The organism is Mycolicibacterium boenickei (assembly GCF_010731295.1).
Taxonomy (GTDB): Bacteria; Actinomycetota; Actinomycetes; order Mycobacteriales; family Mycobacteriaceae; genus Mycobacterium; species Mycobacterium boenickei.
Genome location: NZ_AP022579.1, coordinates 4940284 through 4961962, shown reverse-complemented (window position 1 = coordinate 4961962; position 21679 = coordinate 4940284). Strand labels below are relative to the sequence as shown.

Below are 21679 nucleotides of genomic sequence, written 5' to 3'. Positions count from 1 at the left end.
TCAGTCGCCGCCCTCGCTTGGCATGTCTGAATCGGTTTCATTGCCGGCATTGTCGTCTGCAGCCGCCCAGGAAATATCTATACTTGGCATAGATTCAAATATTCTATCTAATGTCCGAGCGTGCTCTTCGCGTTGAAGCCTATCGTTGAGCGCATCTCTCAGGGCCTTTGACTCCAATAGGGTGTCGACGTCGACTTTATTCCTATCGACTAATAAGTCGAATATCTTTTGATACACCAGCGCGTTGAGATTTCTCTCCGAGAAGGGCGGCTGCGCTCCTGCCGGCTCGATATTCTCGACTGTCTTGATGGTCGCTGGCTCGACCGTGGTGCCGAGGTGCAGGTTTGCTAGCCAGAGAAATGTGGATAGCGGCACTTGGTGGTATGTGCATAAAGGGGAAGCTAGTCGCATCTCTGCGACCAGCGCAGGCAGTGGACCCAGCGATTGCCCACCCACGGACTCCCGGTACCAGTCACCTTTCCGCTCATCGTTTGTGACGAAAAGGAGAGGGCGTCCGGCCTCCTTGGCGTGATCTAGTAGTTCGTACCAGATCAGATAGTCGCCTGAGGGATCCTCTTTGCCCTGCGCATCGGCAAACCCGGGGGGTATTCCATCTTTGATTCGTTGCACAGCCGTTGCGCGACGTTTCTTCAATTCTTCGACGGATGGGGCGGAACCCAGGGATCCGTCCTCAATGAGGTCGTCCAGTGCCTTGAGGACAGGGTCGTCTCGACGTGCTTCTTCAAGGCTGAGCGCATGTTCCTTCTGAAGTTCGGCCAAGCCGTCCTTAAGAACCTTGGTTGCCTCGCCGAAAATGCTCTCGACGTGCTTCTTAAGTTTGCTGTCGCGAATGCCATTCAGCACGTCCTGAGGCAGCGTGACCTTGCCCAGGATCTTGTCGTAGGCAGATGCAGTGTCATGTACCACTTTGAGGCGGTTGCGCTGGAACTCTAGCGCCACCTGGTACGGAATGAAGAGACGGTTTTTGACGCTTGAGATGACTTCCAGGATGTCGTCTCTTTGTTCGCGGTTCACCCGATAGAGGTCAAGCAGAGCGTTGGTGTCCAGAGAAATCGTTCCTGTTTTGACGATGTCTGCCAGGGTCTCGTCATTGTGCGGGTACCACTCCGACAAGACCGATTTCATCGACACCATGACCCCCTCAGTGACATGTGGTGTGGTCCGCCAATGTAGCTGGTCTGGAGTGGATTACTGAAGGGGGATAGGCGAATCCGCCCCCCGGGGAACCGTTTGGTGGTGGATACCGTCTAATCCGGTATGCGCACCATTGAGGCGATTGATACCGAGCTTTGGTTGATCGCGGTGGTTCGTGCTGCGTGCCGGCGGGATGGTGAGCCGTTGCCGAGGATCGCGCGGGCCGACGAGCTGCTTGATGAACGCCTCGGCGCTGTTCGGGTTTGTCGGTGCCCGGTGGCAGAGTCCTGACTTGGGTGCCCGAGCTTGCCTTTCTCTTGCTCGGTCACCCGGCGGGTGACCCGGGGATGCCTCCTTTCTTCCCCGGTTCATCTCGCCTTGCGTTCACCGCAGCGGGCAGATGTTCGCTAACTCGGCGCCATGCTCAACCCGCGCCATGTCAGCGTCGTACCGGGCCTGCATGTTGATCCAGAACATGTCCGACAACCCGAACGCCTTCGCCAACCGCAGGCCAGTGTCGGCGGTGATTCCGCGCCGTCCGTGGATGATCGCACTGATACGGGACTGGGGGACGTCGATGGTCTTCGCGAGTACGTACGCAGAGATCCCCATCGGCTCCAGGAACTCGGTCTCCAGGATCTCGCCGGGGTGCGTGGGTTTGAAGTCGGCCATGGTGGGACCTTCCTCTCTAGTATTCGCACTCCCAGTTGCGGCATGTGCGGCGTGATTCGAGGCGCTGGCGCTTGCCGGGGCGGATGTCCCAGCCGTGGTCCTGGCAGAGCTTGCAGCAGCACACGCGGGTGCCTGTGAAGACGAATGCGCGCCGGCAGTGGGTGGTGCAGTAGATGAATGCGGTCGCGTCCTCGATTGGAGGCAGGTCGCATGTGCCGTCAGTGTGGTTGTGCTGCTCCTCGATGGCGAGGTCGCCGTGCATCAACTTCACCCAGAACGGCTTGGTTTTGTCGGTTCTGCTCATGGCACACTCCTGTCGGCGGTGCGCCTGGCTGGTGGCCAGGCGGCATGCCGGAGGTGTGTGAGTAGGTCATGGGAACCCCCTTGGTGTTCTGAAGAAAGTTGTTCAGAATACGACAGATTCAGTGCGTGGGGTAGCGGCGCCGGACTGCTAGGTCCGCTTCGGTTTGAGCACCCACGCAGGGATCCAGTGCGTGACAGTTCTGGTGTCGGCGCCGTAGCGGATGGGGTAGGTGACGAGGCCCCACCATTGGCCTTGTTCGCACAGCGCCCAGCAGGAAAGTGCGCCTTCCACGACCTTGGCCATCTGCAAACCGGACGGGTGGTAGCGGCCCGTGGAGTGTGGTTCCCGTGGGAACAGCGCGATTAGGTCGATGAGCACGGGTACGGGCGGTCGCACGGCGTGGAACACGTCGCGGACTGGCTGGCCGCCGTAGCCGATGGCCTGCATATCGCCCACGGATCGATCATATGTTCGAATCGATTCGGAGGCGACCATAGGGTGTGCACCGCCGCACACACCCTTGGCCCCTGACCAAGGGTGTCGGTGACCGTCGACACCCTTGGGCGTCCATGGACTCGGACACCCTTGAGTGTCAGCGAGGGTGTCCCCAAATCGGGACACCCCTTAGTCGAGGTTCTTGTAGTCGCTCCGTGGCTCCCAGGACTTGCTTAGCATCCACGAATCGATGTCCTCGGCGGTTAACCGGTACTCGCGCCCTTTGCCGATCGAGTAGGCGGGAAGGTCGCCACGTTTCACGGCATCTCGGATGATCGGCTCCGACACTTTCAGGTATTCGGCTGCGCCCTGGACGGTCAACCACACGGTCATGCCGGTGATCTTTGCATTCCTCCGCAACGACGCCGCCGTGCGCCGCGCCAACGAATTTTTGCCGATATGGCAAAAATGAACCGCCCGGTCGTCGCCAACCGGGGCGGTTCAGTTTCGGCGGGCGCTCAGTCCACGCTGGTGTCCTCAAGATCCTCGGCGTACGCATGGAAGGTCGAGGCGACCTCCAACAGCGTGAGGCCTGGCCGCATCTTGATATGCCAGTGCGCTTCGATGCGCCGCTGCATCTCGGCAAGCAGTTCCTCGGTGCTGTAGTCGCAGGGTGTTGCGCTGTTTTCGCGCATAGGGATACGCTCCTTGTGGTTTTGGTGCTGAGCCCCTGGCAGGGGGTTTGGGTTTTCGGAGGCGGTTCCCTGGCAGGGGAGCCGCCTTCAGTCATTTGAGCAGAGGTTTTCGGGTGGGCCGTCTAGGAACGGTCGGAAATCGCTGAAAACCTGGGCTGCTCAACAGAAATGAAAAGAGCCGCGTCACAGGGGAGTGTCGCAGCTCTTGATGTGGTGGTCCGCGTGGCGCGGCGATAGGCATGGGCGGGAAGCTCCCTCGATACGTTACGAGTGAGAGAGCGCTATTGCCCGATAGTTGCCCGGTCGGTCTCTAGGTGATCTAGACACTTACGTTGACCTGCAAAGAATGTGGTGCGCGATACTGGGATTGAACCAGTGACCTCTTCCGTGTCAGGGAAGCGCTCTCCCGCTGAGCTAATCGCGCGGGTTGAAACTCTTACTTGGAGGTGGAGACGGGAATCGAACCCGTGTGCACGGCTTTGCAGGCCGTTGCCTCACCACTCGGCCACTCCACCGCTGGGGTTGATGCCACAATCGCACCTTCGAGCGGATGACGGGATTCGAACCCGCGACCCTCACCTTGGCAAGGTGATGCGCTACCAACTGCGCTACATCCGCGCGCCACGAGCGAGATCGTCGCCCGTCGCGATGCAGAACATTAGTCCACCGGTGCGTGCAGACACAAATCGCCATTACGGGAGGGCAACGCGCGGCCAAAAACGATGTTTCAGAACAGGTGATAGGCCTGCCGGGAGATGGCGAACCCGTGGCGGGTTTTCATGTCGCGGCAGGTGATGCCGGTGTCGGCGCTCTCGCACCGCAGGGTCCCGGCCGTGATCGAATCCCCGTATCCCAGTTCGGCGCCGGAGCCCAGGGCGGTGTCGCCCGCGCAGACGAACTCGGCGGGCCGGCCCGGGCTCAGTGTCATGCCCTGGCCGTAGGCGTACTTGCAACCGGCCGGGCGCAGCGGCGGTGCCCAGCTACGGTCGCGGATATCGCAGCGTGCCACCGAGGCGTCGAGGTAACACCCCACGTTGCCCGACGGCGAGGTGAACGCGGTCGGTTCCTTGACCTGCCGATTCACCACGTCGGCGACGCTGTGGAAGTTCGGCGTTACGGCAGCCGCTCGATCTGTCTTGACGGCAGGGGCGCTGTGGCACCCCGAAAACAGCGCGCCAGCAGCAAAAACTGCGCCGCCGACAGCTGGCCAGCGGACCCGCAGGTGAACCATGACGGGTGACCATACGCCCACGTCGGCGTGCATATTTGGCAAATCAAACAAGTCGGTCGGCGGGATACCGATTCGGGCCTGGCCGTAGATGCGTGCTAGTGTTCGACGTCGTTCCCACGGTCTCGTAGCTCAGTGGGAGAGCGTCCGCCTCACACGCGGAAGGTCGCTGGTTCGAACCCAGCCGGGACCACCATCACCACCCACGGCTTCGGAGAAATCCGAGGCCGTTTTTTGTGGCCGGACACACACACCGGCGTGACCGAGGGTTGTCGCCGCGATTCGGTAGGGTCCTCCGACGTGACTCAGAGCGTGACCGTCGGAACCATCAAATCCGTAACCGCCCGTCTGGCCGAGGAACTCGCCGTGGCCGAACGGCAGGTCGCCGCCACGGTGGCACTGCTGGACGAGGGCTCGACGGTCCCGTTCATCGCGCGGTACCGCAAGGAGGTCACGGGCGGTCTCGACGACGGTCAGCTGCGCACCCTGGAAGAACGTCTGGGCTACCTGCGTGAGCTCGACCAGCGGCGCGAGGCGGTGCTGGCCTCGATCGAGGAGCAGGGCAAGCTCACCGATGAACTGCGTGCGGCCTTGATGGCCGCCGAGACCAAGGCCCGGGTCGAGGACATCTACCTGCCGTACAAGCCCAAGCGGCGCACCAAGGCCCAGATCGCCAAGGAAGCAGGCCTGGAGCCGCTGGCCGAGCGGCTGCTGGCCGATCCGACGCTGGTGCCCGACGAGGTGGCCGGTGAGTTCCTCAACGACGACGTCGCCGACGCGGCCGCGGCGCTCGAAGGTGCTCGGCACATCATCATCGAGCGGGCCTCCGAGGACGCCGAGCTGGTCGGCGCCACCCGTGAGAAGTTCTGGTCCGACGGCTCCCTGCGCACCGGCCCCTGGTCGGAAGAGGCTGCGAAAAGCCCTGCCGCCCAGAAGTTCCGGGACTACTTCGAGTTTTCCGAGCCGCTGGAGAACATGCCGTCGCACCGGGTGCTCGCGGTGCTGCGCGGCGAGAAAGAGCAGGCACTGTCACTGAACTTCGACGGCGGTGAGGACGAGCAGTACCAGGCGATGATCGCCCAGTCCCTCGGTATCGACATGACCGCCAAGGCGCCTGCCACCCCGTGGTTGGCCACCACCGTGCGGTTGGCCTGGCGCGCCAAGCTGATGATCTCGGCCGCGGTCGACGCGCGGGTCCGGCTGCGTCAGCGTGCCGAGGAAGAGGCCGTCGCGGTGTTCGCCCGCAACCTCAAGGACCTGCTGCTGGCCGCGCCGGCCGGCACCCGCGCCACCCTCGGTCTGGACCCGGGTTTCCGTACCGGCGTCAAGGTCGCCGTCGTCGACGCCACCGGCAAGGTCGTCGACACGTGCGCGATCTTCCCGCATCAGCCGCAGAAGCAGTGGGATCAGGCCAAGGCCACGTTGGCGGCCCTGATCGCCCGGCACAACGTCGAGCTGATCGCCGTCGGCAACGGCACCGCCTCCCGCGAAACCGACGCGCTGGCCGGTGAGCTGATCGCCGACATCCGCGCGGCCGGGGCCAAGGCGCCCGCCAAGGCGATGGTCAGCGAGGCGGGGGCGTCGGTGTACTCGGCCTCCGAGTACGCGGCCCGGGAGATGCCGAACCTCGATGTGACGCTGCGCGGCGCGGTCTCGATCGCCCGCCGGCTGCAGGATCCGCTGGCCGAGCTGGTCAAGATCGATCCCAAGTCGATCGGCGTGGGGCAGTACCAGCACGACGTGACGCCGGGGTCGCTGGCCCGCAGCCTCGATGCGGTGGTCGAAGACGCGGTGAACGCGGTGGGTGTCGACCTCAACACCGCTTCGGTGCCGCTGCTGGCTCGGGTGTCTGGGGTGACCGAATCCCTGGCCGAGGCCATCGTGGCGTACCGCGAGAGCGCCGGCGCGTTCCGCAGCCGCAAGGCGCTGCTGGACGTTCCGCGACTGGGCCCCAAGGCATTCGAACAGTGCGCGGGCTTTCTGCGGATCCGCGACGGGGAGGACCCGCTGGACACGTCCGGCGTGCACCCGGAGTCCTACCCGGTGGTGCGGCGCATCCTGGACCGCGCAGGCGTGACGCTGGCCGAGCTGATCGGCGACGAACGCACTCTGCGGGGGCTCAAGCCCGCCGACTTCGCCGATGAGCGGTTCGGTGTCCCGACGGTGACCGACATCCTGGCCGAGCTGGAGAAGCCCGGGCGCGACCCGCGTCCGGCATTCTCGACGGCTACTTTCGCCGCCGGGGTGGAGAAGGTCGCCGACCTCAAGCCCGGCATGGTCCTCGAAGGGGTGGTGACGAACGTGGCCGCGTTCGGCGCCTTCGTCGACGTGGGTGTGCACCAGGACGGTCTCGTGCACGTCTCGGCAATGGCCGACCGGTTCGTCTCGGACCCGCACGAGGTGGTGAAGTCCGGGCAGGTGGTCAAGGTCAAGGTCGTCGACGTCGACGTGGAACGGCAGCGCATCGGACTGAGCTTGCGGCTCAACGACACTCCGCAACGCGAGCAGGGCAAGCGGCCCGAGCGCGGCGGTCAGGGTCAGGGCGGCCAGAACCGCAACCAGGGTCGCGGCGGTGGTAACCAGGGGCGCGGCGGGGATCGGCGAAACCAGAATCGCGGCAACAACTCCGGTCGCCGGGAGGCCAACCAGCCGATGGGTTCGATGGCCGAGGCGCTGCGCAACGCGGGCTTCGGAAAGTAACGCCTACGACGTCTGCTCCGGGGCCTGATCGGCCCCGGAGTGGTGGCGCCGCCAGGACCGGTAGCCGCGGTGGGCGGCGAATGCCCCGATGACCGCCGTGACGCACCAGACCCCGATCGCCGTGTAGGCCAACGGGGCCGACAGGTCGCCGATCGACGCGCCGAGTGCGGTGTAGACGAACGCGCGGGGCACCGAGCCGATGAACGCTCCGACCGCCATCTGCCACAACGGCACACCGAACGCGCCGAAGGCATAAGAAGCCAGCGCGTCGGACAGTCCGGGGACGAAACGTTGCCCGACCACAGCCCACAGGCCGCCCCGCTCGATCTGGTGATCCAGCCGGTCCGCACGTTGCGCCCCGAGCAGGGCCCGGGCGCTGTCACGGCCGGCGCGCCTGCCGATCAGGCTGGCCATCACCGCGGTGCCCACTGTCGCTCCCAGGGTCACGAAGGTGCCCAACACGGGGCCGAACAACAGGCCGCTGCCCGCGGCCAGGATCGGGCCCGGCACGAACAGTGCTCCGAGGCACGCGGACACCACGACGTACGCCAGCGGAGCAGCCGGGCCGGTCGAGCTGACCAGGCCCCGGATGTCGTCGACATCGATGATGCGGGCCACGGCCACCAGATAGAACAGGCCGAACAGAAATGCCGCGAACGCGACGAGCCGCAGGATATGCGGGCGCCGATCGGTGGCGGGGGAGTCATCGTGGTCAGTCATGCCGACCACGATTCTTCCCCACGGCCGTGCCGCTATTGCGGCACGCGGTCAGATGGCCGACCTCGTTCAGCTCGCGCGGCTGGAACTCTCGGCTTTCCGGGCCGCGATCGTGGCCCGGACCTGATCCATGTCGAGTGCCGCGACCTGGGAGATGAGATCCTCCAGTGCCGTCGGCGGCAGTACCCCGGGTTGGCTGAAGACCAGGACGCCCTCGCGGAACGCCGCGATGGTGGGGATGGATCTGATGTCCATCAGCGCTGCCAACTCGTTTTCCTGCTCGGTGTCGACCTTGGCATGCACGATCTCGGGGTGGCTTGCTGCCGACCGCTCGAAGATCGGGGCGAACGCCCGGCATGGGCCACACCACGAAGCCCAGAAGTCGACGAGCACGATGTCGTTGTCTCGGATCGTGGATTCGAAATCCGCGTAGCCGATGTTTCGGGTGGTCATGTAGTTCTCCTTGTCTGGTGTCGAGTGGCCGGCGAGGTCCGGGGGTCGATTCGTTCGAATGAATCAACATACCCCCAGGGGTATATATTCCACGACTTCGTTCCGCCCTCTGGGCGACGGCTCCGCGGGTAGCGTGGCGGGAGGACGTGCGCGCCTGGTCTGCGACGGAAGGAACCAAGAGATGGACATCGCATTGGTGGCCACCACCAGAGGGCCGTTCGACGAGGCGGTCGCTCGCACGCGAGAAGCGCTGGCCGGTCAGGGGTTCGGTGTGCTGACCGAGATCGACATCAGGTCCACCCTCAACGCCAAACTGGGCGGAGGCGCCGGGGACGAGGTGGGGGATTATCTGATCCTGGGTGCGTGCAATCCGCAGTTCGCCCAGCAGGCGCTCAACGCCTTCCCACCGATCGGCGTGCTGCTGCCGTGCAACGTGGTGCTGCGCACCGGACGCGGCGATGACGCCGTGGTCGTCGTCGAGGCGATGAACCCCAACCTGATGGCCGAGGTCACCGATGAACCCGCGCTGGCCGAAATCGCCGCCGAGGTCGGTCGGCGCCTGCAGGCGGCACTCGACGCCCTCTAGGGCAACCTCACCCGCTGTCGACTCACTTCCAGTCGCGAAACGCGGAGAGCAACCGGTTGCGGAATTCCGGGTCCAAGTCCTCACTGGGGATCCGGCCGAGCGTCTTGACAGTGGCCTGCAGCTGCTGGACGTAGTTCTCGCAGCCGTCGCACTCGAGCAGGTGTGTGTCGAATCGTGCCCTGGTCTCCAGATCGAGAGAGCCCTCGAGATAGGCCGTGACCAGTTCCACGAGTGCGTTGCAGTTCATCGAGCTGTCCATTGCGGTCACACCTTCTCCCTCAGGTAATCCTCCAGCACCTGACGCACGGCCGCCCGGCCCCGGTGCAGCAACACCCGCTGATTGGCGGCACTGATCTCGAGCAAGGCACTGACCTCGGCGGATTCGAGGCCGAGCACATCCCGCATCATCACCACTTGGCGTTGTCGTGGTGGCAGCTTGTCGAGTTCGCGGCGGGCCACATCCATCAGTTCGTGGCCGAGAACCGAACCTTCGGGGGTGTCAGGGAACGGGACAGGAGCCTCGTTCTCCTTCCAGTGCCCTGCCCACATGTCGCCGGCCTCCCGGAACCGGGCGGGGTCGACAGTGCCGCCGCTGGCTGCGAGCACCTGCAGGTCGGTGTTACGGCGCTCCTTCACGCCGCGCGCCTTCGCGATGTTCACCATGATCGTGAAAAGCCATGTGCGTAGCGATGATCGGCCTTCGAACCGGTTGATACCCCGCAGCACGGCGATCCAAGTTTCCTGGACGACCTCCTCGGCAAGCTCGTGGGTCGATACGTACCCGCGCGCCACCCGCAGCATGGCGGGCGTGTGGAGGTCGACGAGAGCGGCGAACGCCGCCTCGTCGCCGGCGCGTAGGTCGGCGATGAGGGCGGCTTCACCTTCAGCCGCACTGGTGGCCACGGCCGAATCGTAACGACTCAACGGCGTTGGGTAGGGCCTGTCGAGAGCGCATCGAGCAAGGTCCACACCGAGACGCCCAGCAGGGCGAGGTCCTTCACCAGAAACTGGCCGGTCGCCGACAACACCGGAAAACCACCTGCCGATGCTTCTCCGATACCTGGTGTGGTGAACATGAAACTGATGGTGGCGAGGAACAGTCCGATCGCCAGCACGCTGCCCACCGCCGATGCGCGTGGGAACCAGGGCTTGACCGCCAGCAGTCCGGCGGTCGCGAGTTCGAGCACGCCAAGCAGGTTCGAGAACGCGGTGATCGAGAAGATGCCGTACAGCCAACCCATCAGGGGGCTGTTTGAGACGAGCGGCTCTATCCCGTGGGCTTCATACGAGGTGAACTTCAGCGCCCCGATCCAGGCGATCACCACCACCAGACCGTAGCGGGGCAGAAGGGTGCCGGCGGAGTTGAGGATCGAGTGGGCCCGCACGGCGCTCGGGCTGAGGGACTGGCGAATGACGCTCATGAGCGGTTCCTTTGAGTTCGGAGTGATGGTTACCGAACTCAGTGCCCGTTGGATGGCCGAGCGTTACACGCGTTGTTGAGACGCGGCGTCGATCACGCCGTCGAGAATCTCGCGTGAGGTCGCCAGCTCGCGGATGGCCCGCTCGATGCGGTCACGTTCGGCGGAAAGCTCGGTCAGGAGTCGAGGGGTGGCCTGCGGTGCCGGGCCGCCGTCGGCGTCGCGCATACACGGCAGCAGCGTCGAGATGGTGCGGCTGTGCAGCCCGGCGGCGTACAGCTCCTGGATGCGGATCACCCGATCCACGGCCTTCTCCGGATACTCGCGTTGCCCGCCGGGCGTGCGGTCGGAGGCCAACAGCCCCTGTTCTTCGTAGTAGCGCAGTGACCGCTGGCTGACCCCGGTACGGCGGGCAAGTTCGCCTATACGCATATGTCAGTTATACCGGCGCGACTTGACCCTGACATTGGTGTCAGCTCGTACCGTTCGTCATGACCACGTTCCAGCCGCCTTTCACCTACAACCCGATCGTCGACCGCGAACCGATCCATTGGCCCGGGGGTGCGCGAGTCGCGGTGTACCTCGGGCTCAACGTCGAGCATTTCCTCGCCGATCGGCCCTCGACCAGTATCTGGCCGGGGACCGCGGATCTGATCCCCGACGCGCTCAACTACGGGTGGCGCGATTACGGCGCCCGAGTGGGGATTTGGCGCACGATCGAGGCGCTCGACCGGCATGGCATCCGTCCCAGCGTGCTGTTGAATTCGGCCGTCATCGAGCACCATCCGCAGATCGTGGCGGCCGGGGTGGAACGCGACTGGACCTGGTTGGCGCACGGACGGACCAACTCGATCCTGCACACCGGGTTCACCGTCGACGAGGAACGGCGGCTTCTCGCCGAGATCACCGACGATATCGCCGAGGCAACCGGCCGGCGTCCGCGCGGCTGGATGGGACCGGGTCTCACCGAAACCGCTCACACCCCGGAACTGTTGGCCGAACTCGGTTTTCATTACGTCCTCGATTGGACCAACGATGACCAGCCATACCCGCTGACCGTCCCGGGCATGCTCAGCGTGCCGTACTCGGTGGAACTCAACGACCTGCTGATCTTCGGGAAAGGTTTCACCGGAGCGGAATTCGTACAGATGGTGATCGACCAGTACGAGCAGCTGCGGGCGGATTCGGCGGCCGGCGGCCGGGTGATGGCGCTGGCGTTGCATCCGTTCGTGATCGGGCAACCGTTCCGGCACAAGTATTTCGACCGGGTGCTGGAGTATCTTGCCGCGCAACCTGACGCGTGGTTGACGACCAGCGACGAGATCGCGTCAACCTGGCGGAGTGCTTGCGAACGCCAATAGCCGCAGCACGATTGGAGCCACAATGCTGGACCGTGGCTGTGCGGGGTGTCACACTGCGGGTAGAGCGGCGGGGCCGATGATGGGTGGTTTGCGTCGCGGGAGCGCGGGGAGGACCACGATGACAGCGATCACCGGCATCGCCCACCGCACCAACGGCACAGCGCCGCCGTCGGTGCCCCTTGCCGACATCGACCTCGGATCGCTCGACTTCTGGGGGCTTGACGACGATCTGCGTGATGGTGCCTTCGCCACCCTCCGTCACGACGCGCCCATCTCATTTTTCGGGGTGGCCGATTTCGCCGGATTTCCCGCCGGCGCCGGGCACTGGGCACTGACCCGATACGAGGACGTGCACTTCGCCAGTCGGCACCCCGAACTGTTCAGCTCAAGCCCGACCAGCACATCACTCAACGAGGTCCCCGCCGAGATCGCCGAGTTCTTCGGGTCGATGATCACGCTGGACGACCCCCGCCACACCCGGCTGCGGTGCATCGTCAACCGGGCTTTCACACCCAAGGTGATCGCACGGATCGAGCAGAGTGTGCGGGACCGTGCGCATCGCCTGGTGGCGGAGATGGTCGACGCACATCCGGATGGCACCGCGGACTTCGTCGAGGAGGTGGCCTCTCCGCTGCCACTGCAGATCATCTGCGACATGATGGGCGTCCCGGAAGAAGATCAGGCCAAGCTCTTCCACTGGACTTCGGTCATCATGGGGGCCGGCGATGACGAGGTATCCACCGATGACTTCGGTGCTTACCTTCAAGTGGCCACCGAACTCGCCGGTTACGGCGTCGCCCTGGCCGAACAGCGCCGCGAGCATCCCGCCGACGACCTCACGACCAGTCTCGTTCAGGCGGAAGTCGACGGAGAACGGTTGTCGTCCAACGAGATCGCGTCGTTCTTCATCCTGTTGACGGCGGCGGGCAACGACACGACCCGCAACGCGATCAGCCACGGCATGGTGGCGCTGAGCCGATACCCCGATGAACGGGCCAGATGGTGGAACGACTTCGACCGGCTGACGCCGACGGCCGTCGAGGAGATCGTGCGGTGGGCGTCACCGATCATCTTCATGCGGCGCACGCTGACCCAGGACGTGGAGCGCAGCGGCGTTCAGATGAAGGCGGGCGACAAGGTCTCCATGTGGTACAACTCGGCCAATCGTGACGAGCAGACCTTCGCCGACCCATGGCGGTTCGATGTGTCGCGAGACCCCAATCCGCACGTCGGATATGGCGGCGGCGGAGTGCATTTCTGCCTGGGAGCCAACCTCGCCCGCCGGGAGATCCGGGTGGCCTTCGATGAACTGCGTCGCCAGGTTCCCGACATCGTGGCGATCGGGGAGCCCGCCATCCTACGGTCGGCGTTCGTGCACGGGGTCAAACATCTGCCGGTTGCATGGACCGCCTAGCGCGCGTCGAGGGGCCACGCGAAGTCACGATGCGACCCCGAGGGGTTTTTCGGGCTGCTGTGGCAGCGCCTGGTCTGCGATCGCCTGCAAGGTACGCAGGATCACCGCGATGTTGGGATCGCGTTGTCTGCCGGCGCGAACCACCGCACTGATCGTGCGGCCGCCGAGGGTGAGGCCTTGCACGATCAGACTTTCCAGATTGGCCGGCACCGATAGCCGGGGCACGATCGCCGAGGCGATCTCGGTCGCAGCCAACTCGCAGATGTTCTGCGCCCCGATCAGCCGATGCTTGATCTGCGGTGTGAAACCGGCGTTCTCGCAGGCATGTATGGCGGCGATCCCCAACCCGGAGTTCTGAGGGCCCGTCACCCAGAATCCGTCGGCCAGCGCGGCAAGACCCTGCTTGCGGATCTTCAGGTGCGAGTGGGTGGGAGCCAACAGCACCAGGGGCTCGAACAGCAAGGGCACCGTGGTCAGGCCGCCGGTGGAATCCGGCCCGAGGCAGTCGTACTGGCAGGTGATCGCGATGTCGACCTCGCCCTGACGCAGCAATCGCAGCGCAGCCGTGCTCGTATCCTGCTGAACCTGTACCCGGAGATCAGGCTCTTCGGTGCTGAGCCGGTGCATCAGCGGAACGGCCAGCGTCGGAATCCCCATGTTGAACGTGGCGATGGCGACTTGGCCGGATATCCGGTCCCGGGTTTCGGCCACAGCGCTCATGGCCTCGTCGACCGCGGCCAGGACCCGGCGCACATGCTCGGCAAGCACCTGACCGCTGCGGGTCAGTCCGAGGGTTCGTCCGTCCCGCCGGAACAGCACCGCTCCGACTTCTTCTTCCAGCACACGAAGCTGTTGGGAGACTGCAGAACTCGTGATGCTGCGATGCTCGGCCACTGCGGTGACCGAGCCGAGGTCGGCCAAATCGGCCAACAGCATCATCCTGCGTAAGTCCAGCATCATGCACCTCCCACAGTTGATCGTTGCATCACCGCCACAGCGGGTGGAAGGCGCCATGAGTTCACAGTTGCCTGGGTTGGGGCTCTGAACAGGGCTTTGTCACGGGCCGGCGGCAGGAATCACCGCGGTTGTAATTCTCGCTTCATCGAGGCATTGACTGGGACATTAAGCCGCACTGAAAGGTTCCGGTAGCCAAAGACTGTTGTTCGCGGCGACCCGCGCGCTGACGCTGACCAGTGCGAGACCGATCCACTGTTTCGTCAGCCCAACGCCGAGTCAAGACAAGGAAGTCAGCACATGACAGACCTCAGTGAAAAAGCCAGGGAAACAACTTCTCTCACCGACACGGGTCTGGACATCGTGCCCGTGGCCGGATACATCGGCGCCGAGGTGCGCGGTGTCGACCTGCGCGGCGGCTTGGAAGCCAGTGTCGTGGAGGAGATCCGTAACGCTCTGCACACCTACAAGGTGATCTTCTTCCGCGACCAGGAGATCGGCCACGCCGAGCAGATCGCCTTCGCCCGGAATTTCGGCAAGGTGACCCCGGCGCATCCGCACGAGGAGGAGCCGCCGGAGGGGTTCCCCGAGATCCTGCCGATCGACAGCCGTCGCTACGAGCGCCAACTGGGCCGCAAGCGGACCTCGTACGACAACAGCTGGCACACCGACGTCACCGCGCTGATCAATCCGCCCGCGGCGTCGATCCTGCGGGCGCACATCCTGCCGCCCTACGGCGGTGACACGGCCTGGACCAACCTCGTTGCGGCATACGAGAACCTGCCCAAGGAGCTGCGCGACTTCGCCGACAAACTCGACATCAAGCACCAGTTCAACGCCCGCGCGGCGGCCGGCAGCCAGCGGGACCGCAAGGTGCGCGAGGCGAACCTGGTGACCTATCACCCTGCCGTGCGGGTGCACCCGGTCACGGGGGAGCGCGCGCTGTTCGTCAGCCCGGGTTTCACCCGTGGTGCCCGCGAGATCCGGGGTTACTCGCCGACGCAGAGCGAGGCCATCCTCAAGCTGCTGTGGGACGAGGCCACCCGCACCGAGTACACCGTCCGGTTCCGTTGGGCGCCGGGCAGCATCGCGTTCTGGGACAACCGGGCCACCGCACACCTGGCGATCGCCGACGCCGGCCACCTCGACTACGAGCGGGTGCTCTATCGCGTCACCTTGGAAGGGGATGTCCCCACGGGTGTTGACGGACGCGTATCCGAGTCCGTTTCCGGCGAGCCGTTCTTGGGATCCTGAAGAAAGAAGACAACCGATGACAGACACACCAGCGCGCGTCGAGCACCGCCGGCTGGGCGACAACGGGCCGGAAGTATCGGCAATCGGGCTGGGGTTCATGAGCTTTCGAACCTCGGCCGGCGCCGAGGACGAGACGCAGGCGACCGAGCTGGTCGCAGAGGCGATCGATCTCGGCGTCACGTTGTTCGACACCGCCGACGTGTACGGCCCCGAGTTCAGCGAGATCCTGCTGGGTAAGGCAATCCGGGGCCGGCGTGATGCGCTGACCATCGCCACCAAGTTCGGGAACGCACTGGATCGCGACACCAACCCTGACGCGCGTGCCCTGGACGGCCGGCCCGAATACGTCCGCACCGCGATCGAGGGTTCGCTGCGCCGCCTCGGAGTGGACCATGTCGATCTGTACTACCAGCACCGGGTCGATCCCGACGTGCCGATCGAAGACACCGTCGGGGCACTCGCGGAACTGGTCGCGGCAGGCAAGGTCCGCCACATCGGCCTGTCCGAGCCAGGGCCGCAGACCCTGCGCCGGGCCCACGCGGTCCATCCGATCGCGGCCATCCAGAACGAATGGTCGCTGTTCACCAGGGATATCGAGGCCGACACGGTGTCGGTCGCGCGCGAGCTCGGCATCGGCATCGTGCCCTACTCGCCGTTGGGGCGGGGTTGGCTGACCGGGCGGGTGCGCAGCGTCGAGGACGTCAAGGGGGTGCAGAGTCGTCATCCGCGTTTCGGCGCCGACGTGTTCGACCACAACCGGGCGCTCGCCGACACCGTGACCGAGATCGCTGCACAGATCGGCGTCCAACCCAGCCAGGTCGCGTTGGCCTGGGTGCTCTCGCGGGGTCAGGATGTGGTGCCGATCCCGGGAACCCGCCATCCGGAGTTCCTGCGGGAGAACCTCGGTGCGCTGACGGTGGCCCTCGATGCGGAACACCTGGACCGACTGGAGGCCATCACCGGTCAGGTCGGGGGCCACCGTTCGATCCGTCCCGAGCACCTCGGAGTGGAAGCGCCGGTCGCCTCGTGACCGTCATTGCCCGTTACGGCGACATCGACGCGGCGCTGGCGGTCCACAACGAGACGCTGGCCCTGCAACTCGCACATCGATCGGTACGCAAGTTCACCGCGGAACCGGTGACCGACGAGCAACTCTCGGCGCTGGTCGCCGCCGCCCAATCGGCATCGACCAGCTCGAATCTGCAGCCGTGGAGCGTGATCGCCGTCCGCGATCCGCAGCGCAAGGGCCGGCTGGCGACGCTGGCAAACAGCCAGCAGTTCATCAACCAGGCCCCGTTGTTTCTGGTCTGGGTGGCCGATCTGGGCCGCGCCCGCCGACTGGCGCAACGCGCGGGGGCCACGCTCGACGGTGCGGACTACCTGGAGACCACGATCATCGGTTTCGTCGACACCGCACTGGCTGCCCAGAATGCGGTGGTGGCCGCCGAATCTCTGGGACTGGGTGCGGTTTTCGTCGGGGCGGTCCGCAACCACCCCGAAGAGGTGGCGGCCGAGCTGGGGCTGCCGCCACACGCGGTGGCGACGTTCGGTCTGGCCGTCGGTACCCCGGACCCTACGGAGAACGCGGGAATCAAGCCGCGGCTGCCCCAGGCTGCGGTACTGCACCGTGAGCAGTACGACGCGCAGGCAGCCGATTCACATCTGCCCGGCTACGACGAGCGGCTGGCGGTCTACAACAACCGCTACGGTCTGTCGGGCAGCTGGAGTGAGCGGGTGCTGAGCCGGCTGGCCGGCCCGCATTCGCTGTCCGGGCGACACCGGCTGCGTGAGCAATTGGAACGCCTCGGTCTGCCGTCGCGCTGAGAGGTGACAGGAAACGAGCCGCTGAGCGGAATGCTCAGCGGTTCGTTTCGTCGAGTGTGGTCAGAAGAACCCGGTGTCCGGCAACCCCGCGCCGTTGACAGCGATGTCCCCGAGCACCCGAGCCTTGTAGACGGTCGGGTTGTGGGAGAACAGGGTTCGAAGGTTACGCCAGTGCCGGTCCAGGTACGACGCCGACCGCACCGACGACGCGCCGCCGGCGTCGAAGACGCGGGAGGCGGCGCGCAGCGCGGGCTGCTCGATGGCCACCTTGACCCGGGCGGCCGCCACCGCGCCCTGATCTTCGAGCCGGGCGTCGATCCCGCTGACCCGGGCGGTGTCGAGAGCCGGGGCCAACTCGGCCGCCGCCCGCAGCACCAATGCCTCGGCGGTGTAGGCCACCGCATCGATCTCGCCGACGATCTCCAGCAGCTGGGGGTCGGATGAGGGGGTGTCGGTGGTGGCGAAGGTATAGGTACGGTGGCGATCACGGACCAACGCGGCGGCCTCCTCGGTCAGAGACTTCAGGATTCCGGCCGCGATCGCGTGCAGATACAGCTGCACCAGCGCACCGCGCGCCCGGTCCACTCCCACATTCGTGCCGATCGGCAACACCTCGTCGTCGTGCACCGTGACGTCCTCGAATATGGTTGTCCCACTGCCGGTGTGGCGTTGGCCGATGCCGTCCCAGTCATCCGCGTGGACGATCCCGGCCCGGTCCGCCGGTACCACCGCGGCCACCGGGGCGCCGTTCTCATCTTCAGCGGTGGCACGCACGTAGTCGGAGAACTGGGCGCCCGTGCTGTAGAACTTGCGGCCGGTCAGCCGCAGCCCGTCGGCGGAGCGCACCAGCTTCGTGTCATAGGTCTGGCCACCCACGCGGGCGGTGGTGAGCTCAGAGCTCACCCCGCCGATCAGGTGACCCTCGGCCACCACCGGCAGCCACCGCTCCTTGGCCTGGCTGCCCGGGACCCGCTGCAGCTCCTCGACGGTCGCGTAGTGCACCCGCAGGATATGGGTCAGGTCAGGGTCGGCCTGGGCGAGCCTGATCAGCAGTTCGAAGAACTCGGGCACAGTGAGGTCGCCGCCACCGAGTTCGCCTGCCAATCGGGCCGCGCCCAGCCGGTGCTCACGCACCAGGCGCAGCCCGAGCCCGGGTGGTTCGTGTCCGCCCTCGTCCAGACGGCGGCGGTAGTCGGCGGCGATCGCGTCGAGCACTTCCTGCAGCTGTTGTCCCCGCGGAACGGCGCGTGCCGTCAGTACCGAGTCGATGGTCATCGGTGTCAATCCTTTCCGGTGGTTGCGGCCGAGGTGTCGTCGATCCAGGCGTCGTAGAACCAGGGCACCGAGTTGGCCGCGTTGGCGAATCCCCGTACCCGTGGGGCGACGGCGAAAATCTGGGTGTCTTCGAGCAGCGGGATGGAGTACGCGTTGTCGATGACGTAGTTGTTGTATTCCTCGAGCACTTTCAGCCGCTGCGCCGGATCGGTGGCTTCGATCTGGGCGTGCAGCATGCGATCGATCGCGGGGTCCGCGCCGTCGAGGGCGTACAGATCGCCGCCCTTGCTGTCGTAGTTCTGCCACAACCGCACCGGGTCGGCGGTGGGCCAGCCGTTGCGCCGCAGGCCTACCGAATCCTCGATGCTGGCGGTGGGGTAGTTGGCGAAGTCGGTCTGGCGGATCACCAGCCGGATACCGATGCGCCGCAATTGACGCTGGATCAGTTCGTACATCGGCTTGGCGGTGTGGTCATAGACGTCCACATAGATCTTGACCGCCAACTCCTGGCCGTCCTTGACCCGGTAACCGTCGCTGTTGACGTGGGTCCACCCGGAGGCTTCCAGCCGCCGGACGGCCTCGTTCGGGTCGTAGCGGACAGCGTCGCTGCGATCGGTGTAACCCGGGAAGTTCTTCGTGACGATGTTCTGCGCGGGCTTCCAGTTCTCGGTGTAGAGGGTGCGCAGGATCTCTTCGCGGTCGATTCCGAACCCGATCGCCTTGCGCACGTTGATGTCCCGCATGAACGGAGCGGTCTGCCGGACATCGAGAGTGTTGGCCAGGCCGGGGGTGCGCAGTCCCCGCACGTCGAAGCCCTCCCTGGTGAGCAGGCGCTCGTCCGGGGGCTGGGAATAGCGGATGGCGTCGGCCTGCCCGGCCCGTATCGCCCCCACCCGGACACTGTCTTCGGTCACCGGGATGACGGTGACCGTGTCCAGGTAGGCCTCGCCCTGGTGCGGCGCGGTGGCCGGGGCCCAGTTGTAACCGCGGCGCTTGGACAGCACGATCTGCTTGTCCGGAATCTCCGAGGTGGCGACGAACGGTCCGCACCCGATCAGGTTGGTGACAACGGACTGCTGTTCCTTGGTGGCGTCGATCGTGGCATCGGCGACCAGGCCTGACGTGTTCAGCGAGAGCACCGCGATGAACGGCGCGTACGGCTTGCGCAGTGTGACGCGGACGGTGCGACGCGCAGGGTCGGTCGTGATCGAGTCGACCTCAGGGAAGTAGGTGTTGCGCGTGATGCCCTTGTCTTTGTCTCCGTTGGCTTCCCATTCCAGGTTGCGGCGTACCGACTCGGCGTCGACGGGTTGGCCGTTGCTGTAGCTGGCGCCTTCGCGGATGGTGAATTCGTATATGCGCTTGGACGGGTCGACCGTCCACTTCTGTGCGATCCACGGCACGAAGTCGAACGTCTTGGGGTCCTGGTAGACGAGGCGGTCCAGCATCTGGTCCTTGAGCAGGCTGTTCTGCCAGTAGCTGACCTGGATCTGCAGGGAGGCCGGCGCCTCGGCATCCAAGTAGGTCAGGTCGCCGCCGCGAGCGCCGGGTGTCGGGGTGGGGGAATGGGCATCGGAGCAGGCACTCACCGAGCCGGCGACGATCAGGATCGCGGCCACCGTACGTCGGACCATCACGCCGCACGTGCCGGGGTGCCGGGGACCGCATCGAGCAGGCGGCGGGTGTATGCCGCGGATGGGGCGCCGAAAACATCTGCCGTGGGCCCGGTTTCGACCAGCCGGCCGTGTTCGAGCACGCTCACCTGATCGGCGATCTGGCGGACCAGGCTGAGATCGTGAGAGATGAACAGGTAGGTCAGTGCGAGTTCCTGTTGCAGGTCGATCAGCAGGTCCACCACCTGCGCCTGGACGTGGACGTCCAGCGCGGAGGTCGGTTCGTCGAGCACCAGGATGGCCGGATGCAGCACCAGGGCACGGGCCAAGCCGACCCGCTGGCGCTGACCGCCGGATATCTCTCGCGGCTTGCGGGCAGCCAGGTCGGCGGCCAAGCCGACCCGGTCGAGCGCCTCGGCGACCTCCTCGCGGCGCTGCGCGGGGGATCCGATGCGGTTGATCCGCAACGGCTCGGCGATCGCCTCGCCGATGGTGAACCGGGGATCGAGAGCGGCCAGCGGATTCTGGTGTACCAACTGAAGGACCCGGGCCTGTGCCCGCTGCTGCGCGGTGCGCAGCGGTGTTCGTGCGGCACGTACGGAACCGTTCACCCGAACCTCGCCCGAGTCGAAGTCGGTGAGGCCCGCCAATATCCTGGCCGCGGTGGTCTTGCCCGATCCGGATTCGCCGACCAGGGCGTGGATCGAACCGGCCCGGACCTCGAACGACACCGCGTCCAGCGCACGGGCCCCGCCGTAGTTCTTCACCAGCCGGTCCACGCGCAGGATCGGTTCCGCGGCGGCAGTCGTCGCAGGCCGGTGCGCGTACTTGTCCGGCGACAGCGCCGGCGCCGCGGCGATCAGCTGCCGGGTGTAGTCGTCCTTCGGTGCGGTGAGCACCGTTGCAGTGGGGCCGGTCTCGCGCACGTCTCCGTCGTGCAACACCACCACGGTGTCACTGTGCTGCTCGGCCAGCGCCAGGTCGTGGGTGATGAACAGGACGCCGAGACCGTGCTCGACGCGCAGCTCGTCGAGCAACTGGAGAATGCGCCGCTGGACGGTGACATCGAGTGCGGAGGTGGGCTCGTCGGCAATCAGCAGCCGGGGTTCACCGGCAATGGCGATCGCGATCAGCACGCGCTGCAACTGCCCGCCGGAGAGCTGGTGAGGGTAATCGCCGGCCCGGCGGCTCGCGTCGGCGATGCCGACGTGCTCGAGCAGCTCGACCGCTCGCCGGCGGGCACCGTCCCGACCGGCGATCCGGTGCACCCGCAGCACTTCGGCGATCTGGTCGCCGACCGGTTTGAGCGGATCCAGTGAACCCAGCGGATCTTGCGGAACGAAACCGATTGTGCTGCCGCGAAGATCGCGCCACCGGCGTTGCGAGAGCTGGGTGACGCTGCGGCCCTCGACGAGGATGTCTCCAGCGGCGATCCGGCCGTTGGCGGGCAGTAGACCTTGCACCGCGCGCGCGATGGTGGACTTGCCGGACCCGGACTGGCCGACCAGGGCGACCACCTCGCCGGCCCCGACATCGAACGAGACGTCGCGAACGACGTCCCCGCGGCCCGCATATTCGATGTTCAGATCGGAAATAGACAGCAGGGCAGGAGAATTCATTG

At 65.6% G+C, this 21679-nt stretch carries 24 protein-coding genes and 4 tRNA genes; 8 read left to right on the top strand and 20 right to left on the bottom strand.

Annotated features, from left to right (window positions below; genetic code table 11):
• From G6N57_RS23650 to G6N57_RS23605, 10 genes are all read right to left on the bottom strand, one after another.
• On the bottom strand, positions 1 to 1155 hold the full coding sequence (locus G6N57_RS23650) for a PIN domain-containing protein (protein WP_077739146.1): 1155 nt from the start codon (positions 1153 to 1155) through the stop codon (positions 1 to 3).
• 384 nt (positions 1156 to 1539) lie between these two features.
• The gene (locus G6N57_RS23645) at positions 1540 to 1827 is read right to left on the bottom strand and encodes a HigA family addiction module antitoxin (protein ID WP_077739147.1); all 288 of its coding nucleotides are present in this window, start codon (positions 1825 to 1827) and stop codon (positions 1540 to 1542) included.
• 16 nt (positions 1828 to 1843) lie between these two features.
• Positions 1844 to 2131, bottom strand: coding sequence for a hypothetical protein (locus G6N57_RS23640; RefSeq protein ID WP_077739148.1), 288 nt, complete (start codon positions 2129 to 2131; stop codon positions 1844 to 1846).
• A 147-nt stretch (positions 2132 to 2278) separates the two neighbouring features.
• Entirely contained in the window at positions 2279 to 2578 is a 300-nt protein-coding gene (locus G6N57_RS23635; RefSeq protein WP_407665991.1) for a hypothetical protein, read from the bottom strand.
• Positions 2579 to 2755: 177 nt separating this feature from the next.
• On the bottom strand, positions 2756 to 2959 hold the full coding sequence (locus tag G6N57_RS23630) for a helix-turn-helix domain-containing protein (protein WP_077739150.1): 204 nt from the start codon (positions 2957 to 2959) through the stop codon (positions 2756 to 2758).
• A gap of 125 nt (positions 2960 to 3084) precedes the next feature.
• On the bottom strand, positions 3085 to 3261 hold the full coding sequence (locus G6N57_RS23625) for a hypothetical protein (RefSeq protein WP_162563911.1): 177 nt from the start codon (positions 3259 to 3261) through the stop codon (positions 3085 to 3087).
• A 349-nt stretch (positions 3262 to 3610) separates the two neighbouring features.
• A tRNA-Val gene (locus tag G6N57_RS23620) sits at positions 3611 to 3685 on the bottom strand.
• Positions 3686 to 3702: 17 nt separating this feature from the next.
• Positions 3703 to 3776 (bottom strand) — tRNA-Cys (locus G6N57_RS23615).
• Between the two features lie 30 nt (positions 3777 to 3806).
• Positions 3807 to 3879: transfer RNA gene (locus G6N57_RS23610), tRNA-Gly, on the bottom strand.
• Positions 3880 to 3988: 109 nt separating this feature from the next.
• Positions 3989 to 4345 (bottom strand): DUF6636 domain-containing protein, encoded by a 357-nt coding sequence (locus tag G6N57_RS23605; RefSeq protein WP_077741699.1) that lies wholly within the window; start codon positions 4343 to 4345, stop codon positions 3989 to 3991.
• Between the two features lie 265 nt (positions 4346 to 4610).
• On the opposite strand from G6N57_RS23605, the gene G6N57_RS23600 reads away from it, so the two are divergent.
• A tRNA-Val gene (locus tag G6N57_RS23600) sits at positions 4611 to 4685 on the top strand.
• A gap of 104 nt (positions 4686 to 4789) precedes the next feature.
• The gene (locus G6N57_RS23595) at positions 4790 to 7189 is read left to right on the top strand and encodes a Tex family protein (protein ID WP_077739151.1); all 2400 of its coding nucleotides are present in this window, start codon (positions 4790 to 4792) and stop codon (positions 7187 to 7189) included.
• A 3-nt stretch (positions 7190 to 7192) separates the two neighbouring features.
• Here G6N57_RS23595 and G6N57_RS23590 read toward each other — a convergent pair whose 3' ends face one another.
• Both G6N57_RS23590 and trxA read right to left on the bottom strand, forming a co-directional pair.
• Entirely contained in the window at positions 7193 to 7909 is a 717-nt protein-coding gene (locus G6N57_RS23590; protein ID WP_077739152.1) for a TVP38/TMEM64 family protein, read from the bottom strand.
• A gap of 66 nt (positions 7910 to 7975) precedes the next feature.
• Positions 7976 to 8359, bottom strand: coding sequence for a thioredoxin (gene trxA / locus G6N57_RS23585; RefSeq protein ID WP_077739153.1), 384 nt, complete (start codon positions 8357 to 8359; stop codon positions 7976 to 7978).
• 181 nt (positions 8360 to 8540) lie between these two features.
• Between trxA and G6N57_RS23580 the strand changes: the two genes are divergently transcribed.
• Positions 8541 to 8945: a DUF302 domain-containing protein gene (locus G6N57_RS23580; RefSeq protein WP_077739154.1), complete on the top strand. Its 405-nt coding sequence runs from the start codon at positions 8541 to 8543 to the stop codon at positions 8943 to 8945.
• Between the two features lie 22 nt (positions 8946 to 8967).
• Here G6N57_RS23580 and G6N57_RS23575 read toward each other — a convergent pair whose 3' ends face one another.
• From G6N57_RS23575 to G6N57_RS23560, 4 genes are all read right to left on the bottom strand, one after another.
• Positions 8968 to 9204, bottom strand: a complete 237-nt coding sequence (locus tag G6N57_RS23575; RefSeq protein WP_234815868.1) for an anti-sigma factor family protein — start codon at positions 9202 to 9204, stop codon at positions 8968 to 8970.
• 5 nt (positions 9205 to 9209) lie between these two features.
• A complete protein-coding gene (locus G6N57_RS23570; RefSeq protein ID WP_234815866.1) occupies positions 9210 to 9848 on the bottom strand; it encodes an RNA polymerase sigma factor in 639 nt (212 codons plus the stop codon).
• 17 nt (positions 9849 to 9865) lie between these two features.
• Complete coding sequence (locus G6N57_RS23565) at positions 9866 to 10366, bottom strand: YkgB family protein (protein ID WP_051576877.1); 501 nt, start codon at positions 10364 to 10366, stop codon at positions 9866 to 9868.
• A gap of 63 nt (positions 10367 to 10429) precedes the next feature.
• Positions 10430 to 10795, bottom strand: a complete 366-nt coding sequence (locus tag G6N57_RS23560; protein WP_077739156.1) for a MerR family transcriptional regulator — start codon at positions 10793 to 10795, stop codon at positions 10430 to 10432.
• A 59-nt stretch (positions 10796 to 10854) separates the two neighbouring features.
• Between G6N57_RS23560 and G6N57_RS23555 the strand changes: the two genes are divergently transcribed.
• Positions 10855 to 11724 (top strand): polysaccharide deacetylase family protein, encoded by an 870-nt coding sequence (locus tag G6N57_RS23555; protein WP_077739157.1) that lies wholly within the window; start codon positions 10855 to 10857, stop codon positions 11722 to 11724.
• 118 nt (positions 11725 to 11842) lie between these two features.
• Positions 11843 to 13138, top strand: coding sequence for a cytochrome P450 (locus G6N57_RS23550; protein WP_077739158.1), 1296 nt, complete (start codon positions 11843 to 11845; stop codon positions 13136 to 13138).
• Positions 13139 to 13162: 24 nt separating this feature from the next.
• Here the strand turns inward: G6N57_RS23550 and G6N57_RS23545 are convergent, their stop codons facing one another.
• A complete protein-coding gene (locus tag G6N57_RS23545) occupies positions 13163 to 14098 on the bottom strand; it encodes a LysR family transcriptional regulator (protein ID WP_234815865.1) in 936 nt (311 codons plus the stop codon).
• Between the two features lie 294 nt (positions 14099 to 14392).
• Between G6N57_RS23545 and G6N57_RS23540 the strand changes: the two genes are divergently transcribed.
• The 3 genes from G6N57_RS23540 to G6N57_RS23530 are packed head-to-tail and all read left to right on the top strand — an operon-like array spanning position 14393 to position 17170.
• Complete coding sequence (locus G6N57_RS23540) at positions 14393 to 15346, top strand: TauD/TfdA dioxygenase family protein (RefSeq protein WP_077739159.1); 954 nt, start codon at positions 14393 to 14395, stop codon at positions 15344 to 15346.
• Positions 15347 to 15362: 16 nt separating this feature from the next.
• Positions 15363 to 16376 (top strand): aldo/keto reductase, encoded by a 1014-nt coding sequence (locus G6N57_RS23535; protein WP_077739160.1) that lies wholly within the window; start codon positions 15363 to 15365, stop codon positions 16374 to 16376.
• The gene (locus G6N57_RS23530; protein WP_077739161.1) at positions 16373 to 17170 is read left to right on the top strand and encodes an NADPH-dependent oxidoreductase; all 798 of its coding nucleotides are present in this window, start codon (positions 16373 to 16375) and stop codon (positions 17168 to 17170) included. The genes G6N57_RS23535 and G6N57_RS23530 overlap by 4 nt, the downstream gene beginning before the upstream one ends.
• Before the next feature lie 60 nt (positions 17171 to 17230).
• On the opposite strand, the gene G6N57_RS23525 is transcribed toward G6N57_RS23530, so the two are convergent.
• The 3 genes from G6N57_RS23525 to G6N57_RS23515 are packed head-to-tail and all read right to left on the bottom strand — an operon-like array spanning position 17231 to position 21677.
• A complete protein-coding gene (locus G6N57_RS23525; protein ID WP_097926465.1) occupies positions 17231 to 18445 on the bottom strand; it encodes an acyl-CoA dehydrogenase family protein in 1215 nt (404 codons plus the stop codon).
• Between the two features lie 5 nt (positions 18446 to 18450).
• Positions 18451 to 20079: an ABC transporter substrate-binding protein gene (locus tag G6N57_RS23520; RefSeq protein ID WP_077739163.1), complete on the bottom strand. Its 1629-nt coding sequence runs from the start codon at positions 20077 to 20079 to the stop codon at positions 18451 to 18453.
• Positions 20079 to 21677, bottom strand: a complete 1599-nt coding sequence (locus tag G6N57_RS23515; RefSeq protein ID WP_077739164.1) for a dipeptide ABC transporter ATP-binding protein — start codon at positions 21675 to 21677, stop codon at positions 20079 to 20081. Before G6N57_RS23515 ends, G6N57_RS23520 begins: the two co-directional genes overlap by 1 nt.
• Positions 21678 to 21679 lie beyond the last annotated feature (2 nt).

Bases quoted from the DNA above. Each gene is read 5' to 3' on its own strand.
- G6N57_RS23640 (WP_077739148.1), bottom strand. From the start codon at position 2,131: ATGAGCAGAACCGACAAAACCAAGCCGTTCTGGGTGAAGTTGATGCAC.
- G6N57_RS23520 (WP_077739163.1), bottom strand. From the start codon at position 20,079: ATGGTCCGACGTACGGTGGCCGCGATCCTGATCGTCGCCGGCTCGGTG.
- G6N57_RS23580 (WP_077739154.1), top strand. From the start codon at position 8,541: ATGGACATCGCATTGGTGGCCACCACCAGAGGGCCGTTCGACGAGGCG.
- G6N57_RS23560 (WP_077739156.1), bottom strand. From the start codon at position 10,795: ATGCGTATAGGCGAACTTGCCCGCCGTACCGGGGTCAGCCAGCGGTCA.
- G6N57_RS23645 (WP_077739147.1), bottom strand. From the start codon at position 1,827: ATGGCCGACTTCAAACCCACGCACCCCGGCGAGATCCTGGAGACCGAG.
- G6N57_RS23545 (WP_234815865.1), bottom strand. From the start codon at position 14,098: ATGATGCTGGACTTACGCAGGATGATGCTGTTGGCCGATTTGGCCGAC.
- G6N57_RS23635 (WP_407665991.1), bottom strand. From the start codon at position 2,578: ATGCAGGCCATCGGCTACGGCGGCCAGCCAGTCCGCGACGTGTTCCAC.
- G6N57_RS23565 (WP_051576877.1), bottom strand. From the start codon at position 10,366: ATGAGCGTCATTCGCCAGTCCCTCAGCCCGAGCGCCGTGCGGGCCCAC.
- G6N57_RS23625 (WP_162563911.1), bottom strand. From the start codon at position 3,261: ATGCGCGAAAACAGCGCAACACCCTGCGACTACAGCACCGAGGAACTG.
- G6N57_RS23550 (WP_077739158.1), top strand. From the start codon at position 11,843: ATGACAGCGATCACCGGCATCGCCCACCGCACCAACGGCACAGCGCCG.
- G6N57_RS23535 (WP_077739160.1), top strand. From the start codon at position 15,363: ATGACAGACACACCAGCGCGCGTCGAGCACCGCCGGCTGGGCGACAAC.
- G6N57_RS23515 (WP_077739164.1), bottom strand. From the start codon at position 21,677: ATGAATTCTCCTGCCCTGCTGTCTATTTCCGATCTGAACATCGAATAT.
- trxA (WP_077739153.1), bottom strand. From the start codon at position 8,359: ATGACCACCCGAAACATCGGCTACGCGGATTTCGAATCCACGATCCGA.
- G6N57_RS23525 (WP_097926465.1), bottom strand. From the start codon at position 18,445: ATGACCATCGACTCGGTACTGACGGCACGCGCCGTTCCGCGGGGACAA.
- G6N57_RS23630 (WP_077739150.1), bottom strand. From the start codon at position 2,959: ATGACCGTGTGGTTGACCGTCCAGGGCGCAGCCGAATACCTGAAAGTG.
- G6N57_RS23555 (WP_077739157.1), top strand. From the start codon at position 10,855: ATGACCACGTTCCAGCCGCCTTTCACCTACAACCCGATCGTCGACCGC.
- G6N57_RS23540 (WP_077739159.1), top strand. From the start codon at position 14,393: ATGACAGACCTCAGTGAAAAAGCCAGGGAAACAACTTCTCTCACCGAC.
- G6N57_RS23650 (WP_077739146.1), bottom strand. From the start codon at position 1,155: ATGGTGTCGATGAAATCGGTCTTGTCGGAGTGGTACCCGCACAATGAC.
- G6N57_RS23590 (WP_077739152.1), bottom strand. From the start codon at position 7,909: ATGACTGACCACGATGACTCCCCCGCCACCGATCGGCGCCCGCATATC.
- G6N57_RS23575 (WP_234815868.1), bottom strand. From the start codon at position 9,204: ATGGACAGCTCGATGAACTGCAACGCACTCGTGGAACTGGTCACGGCC.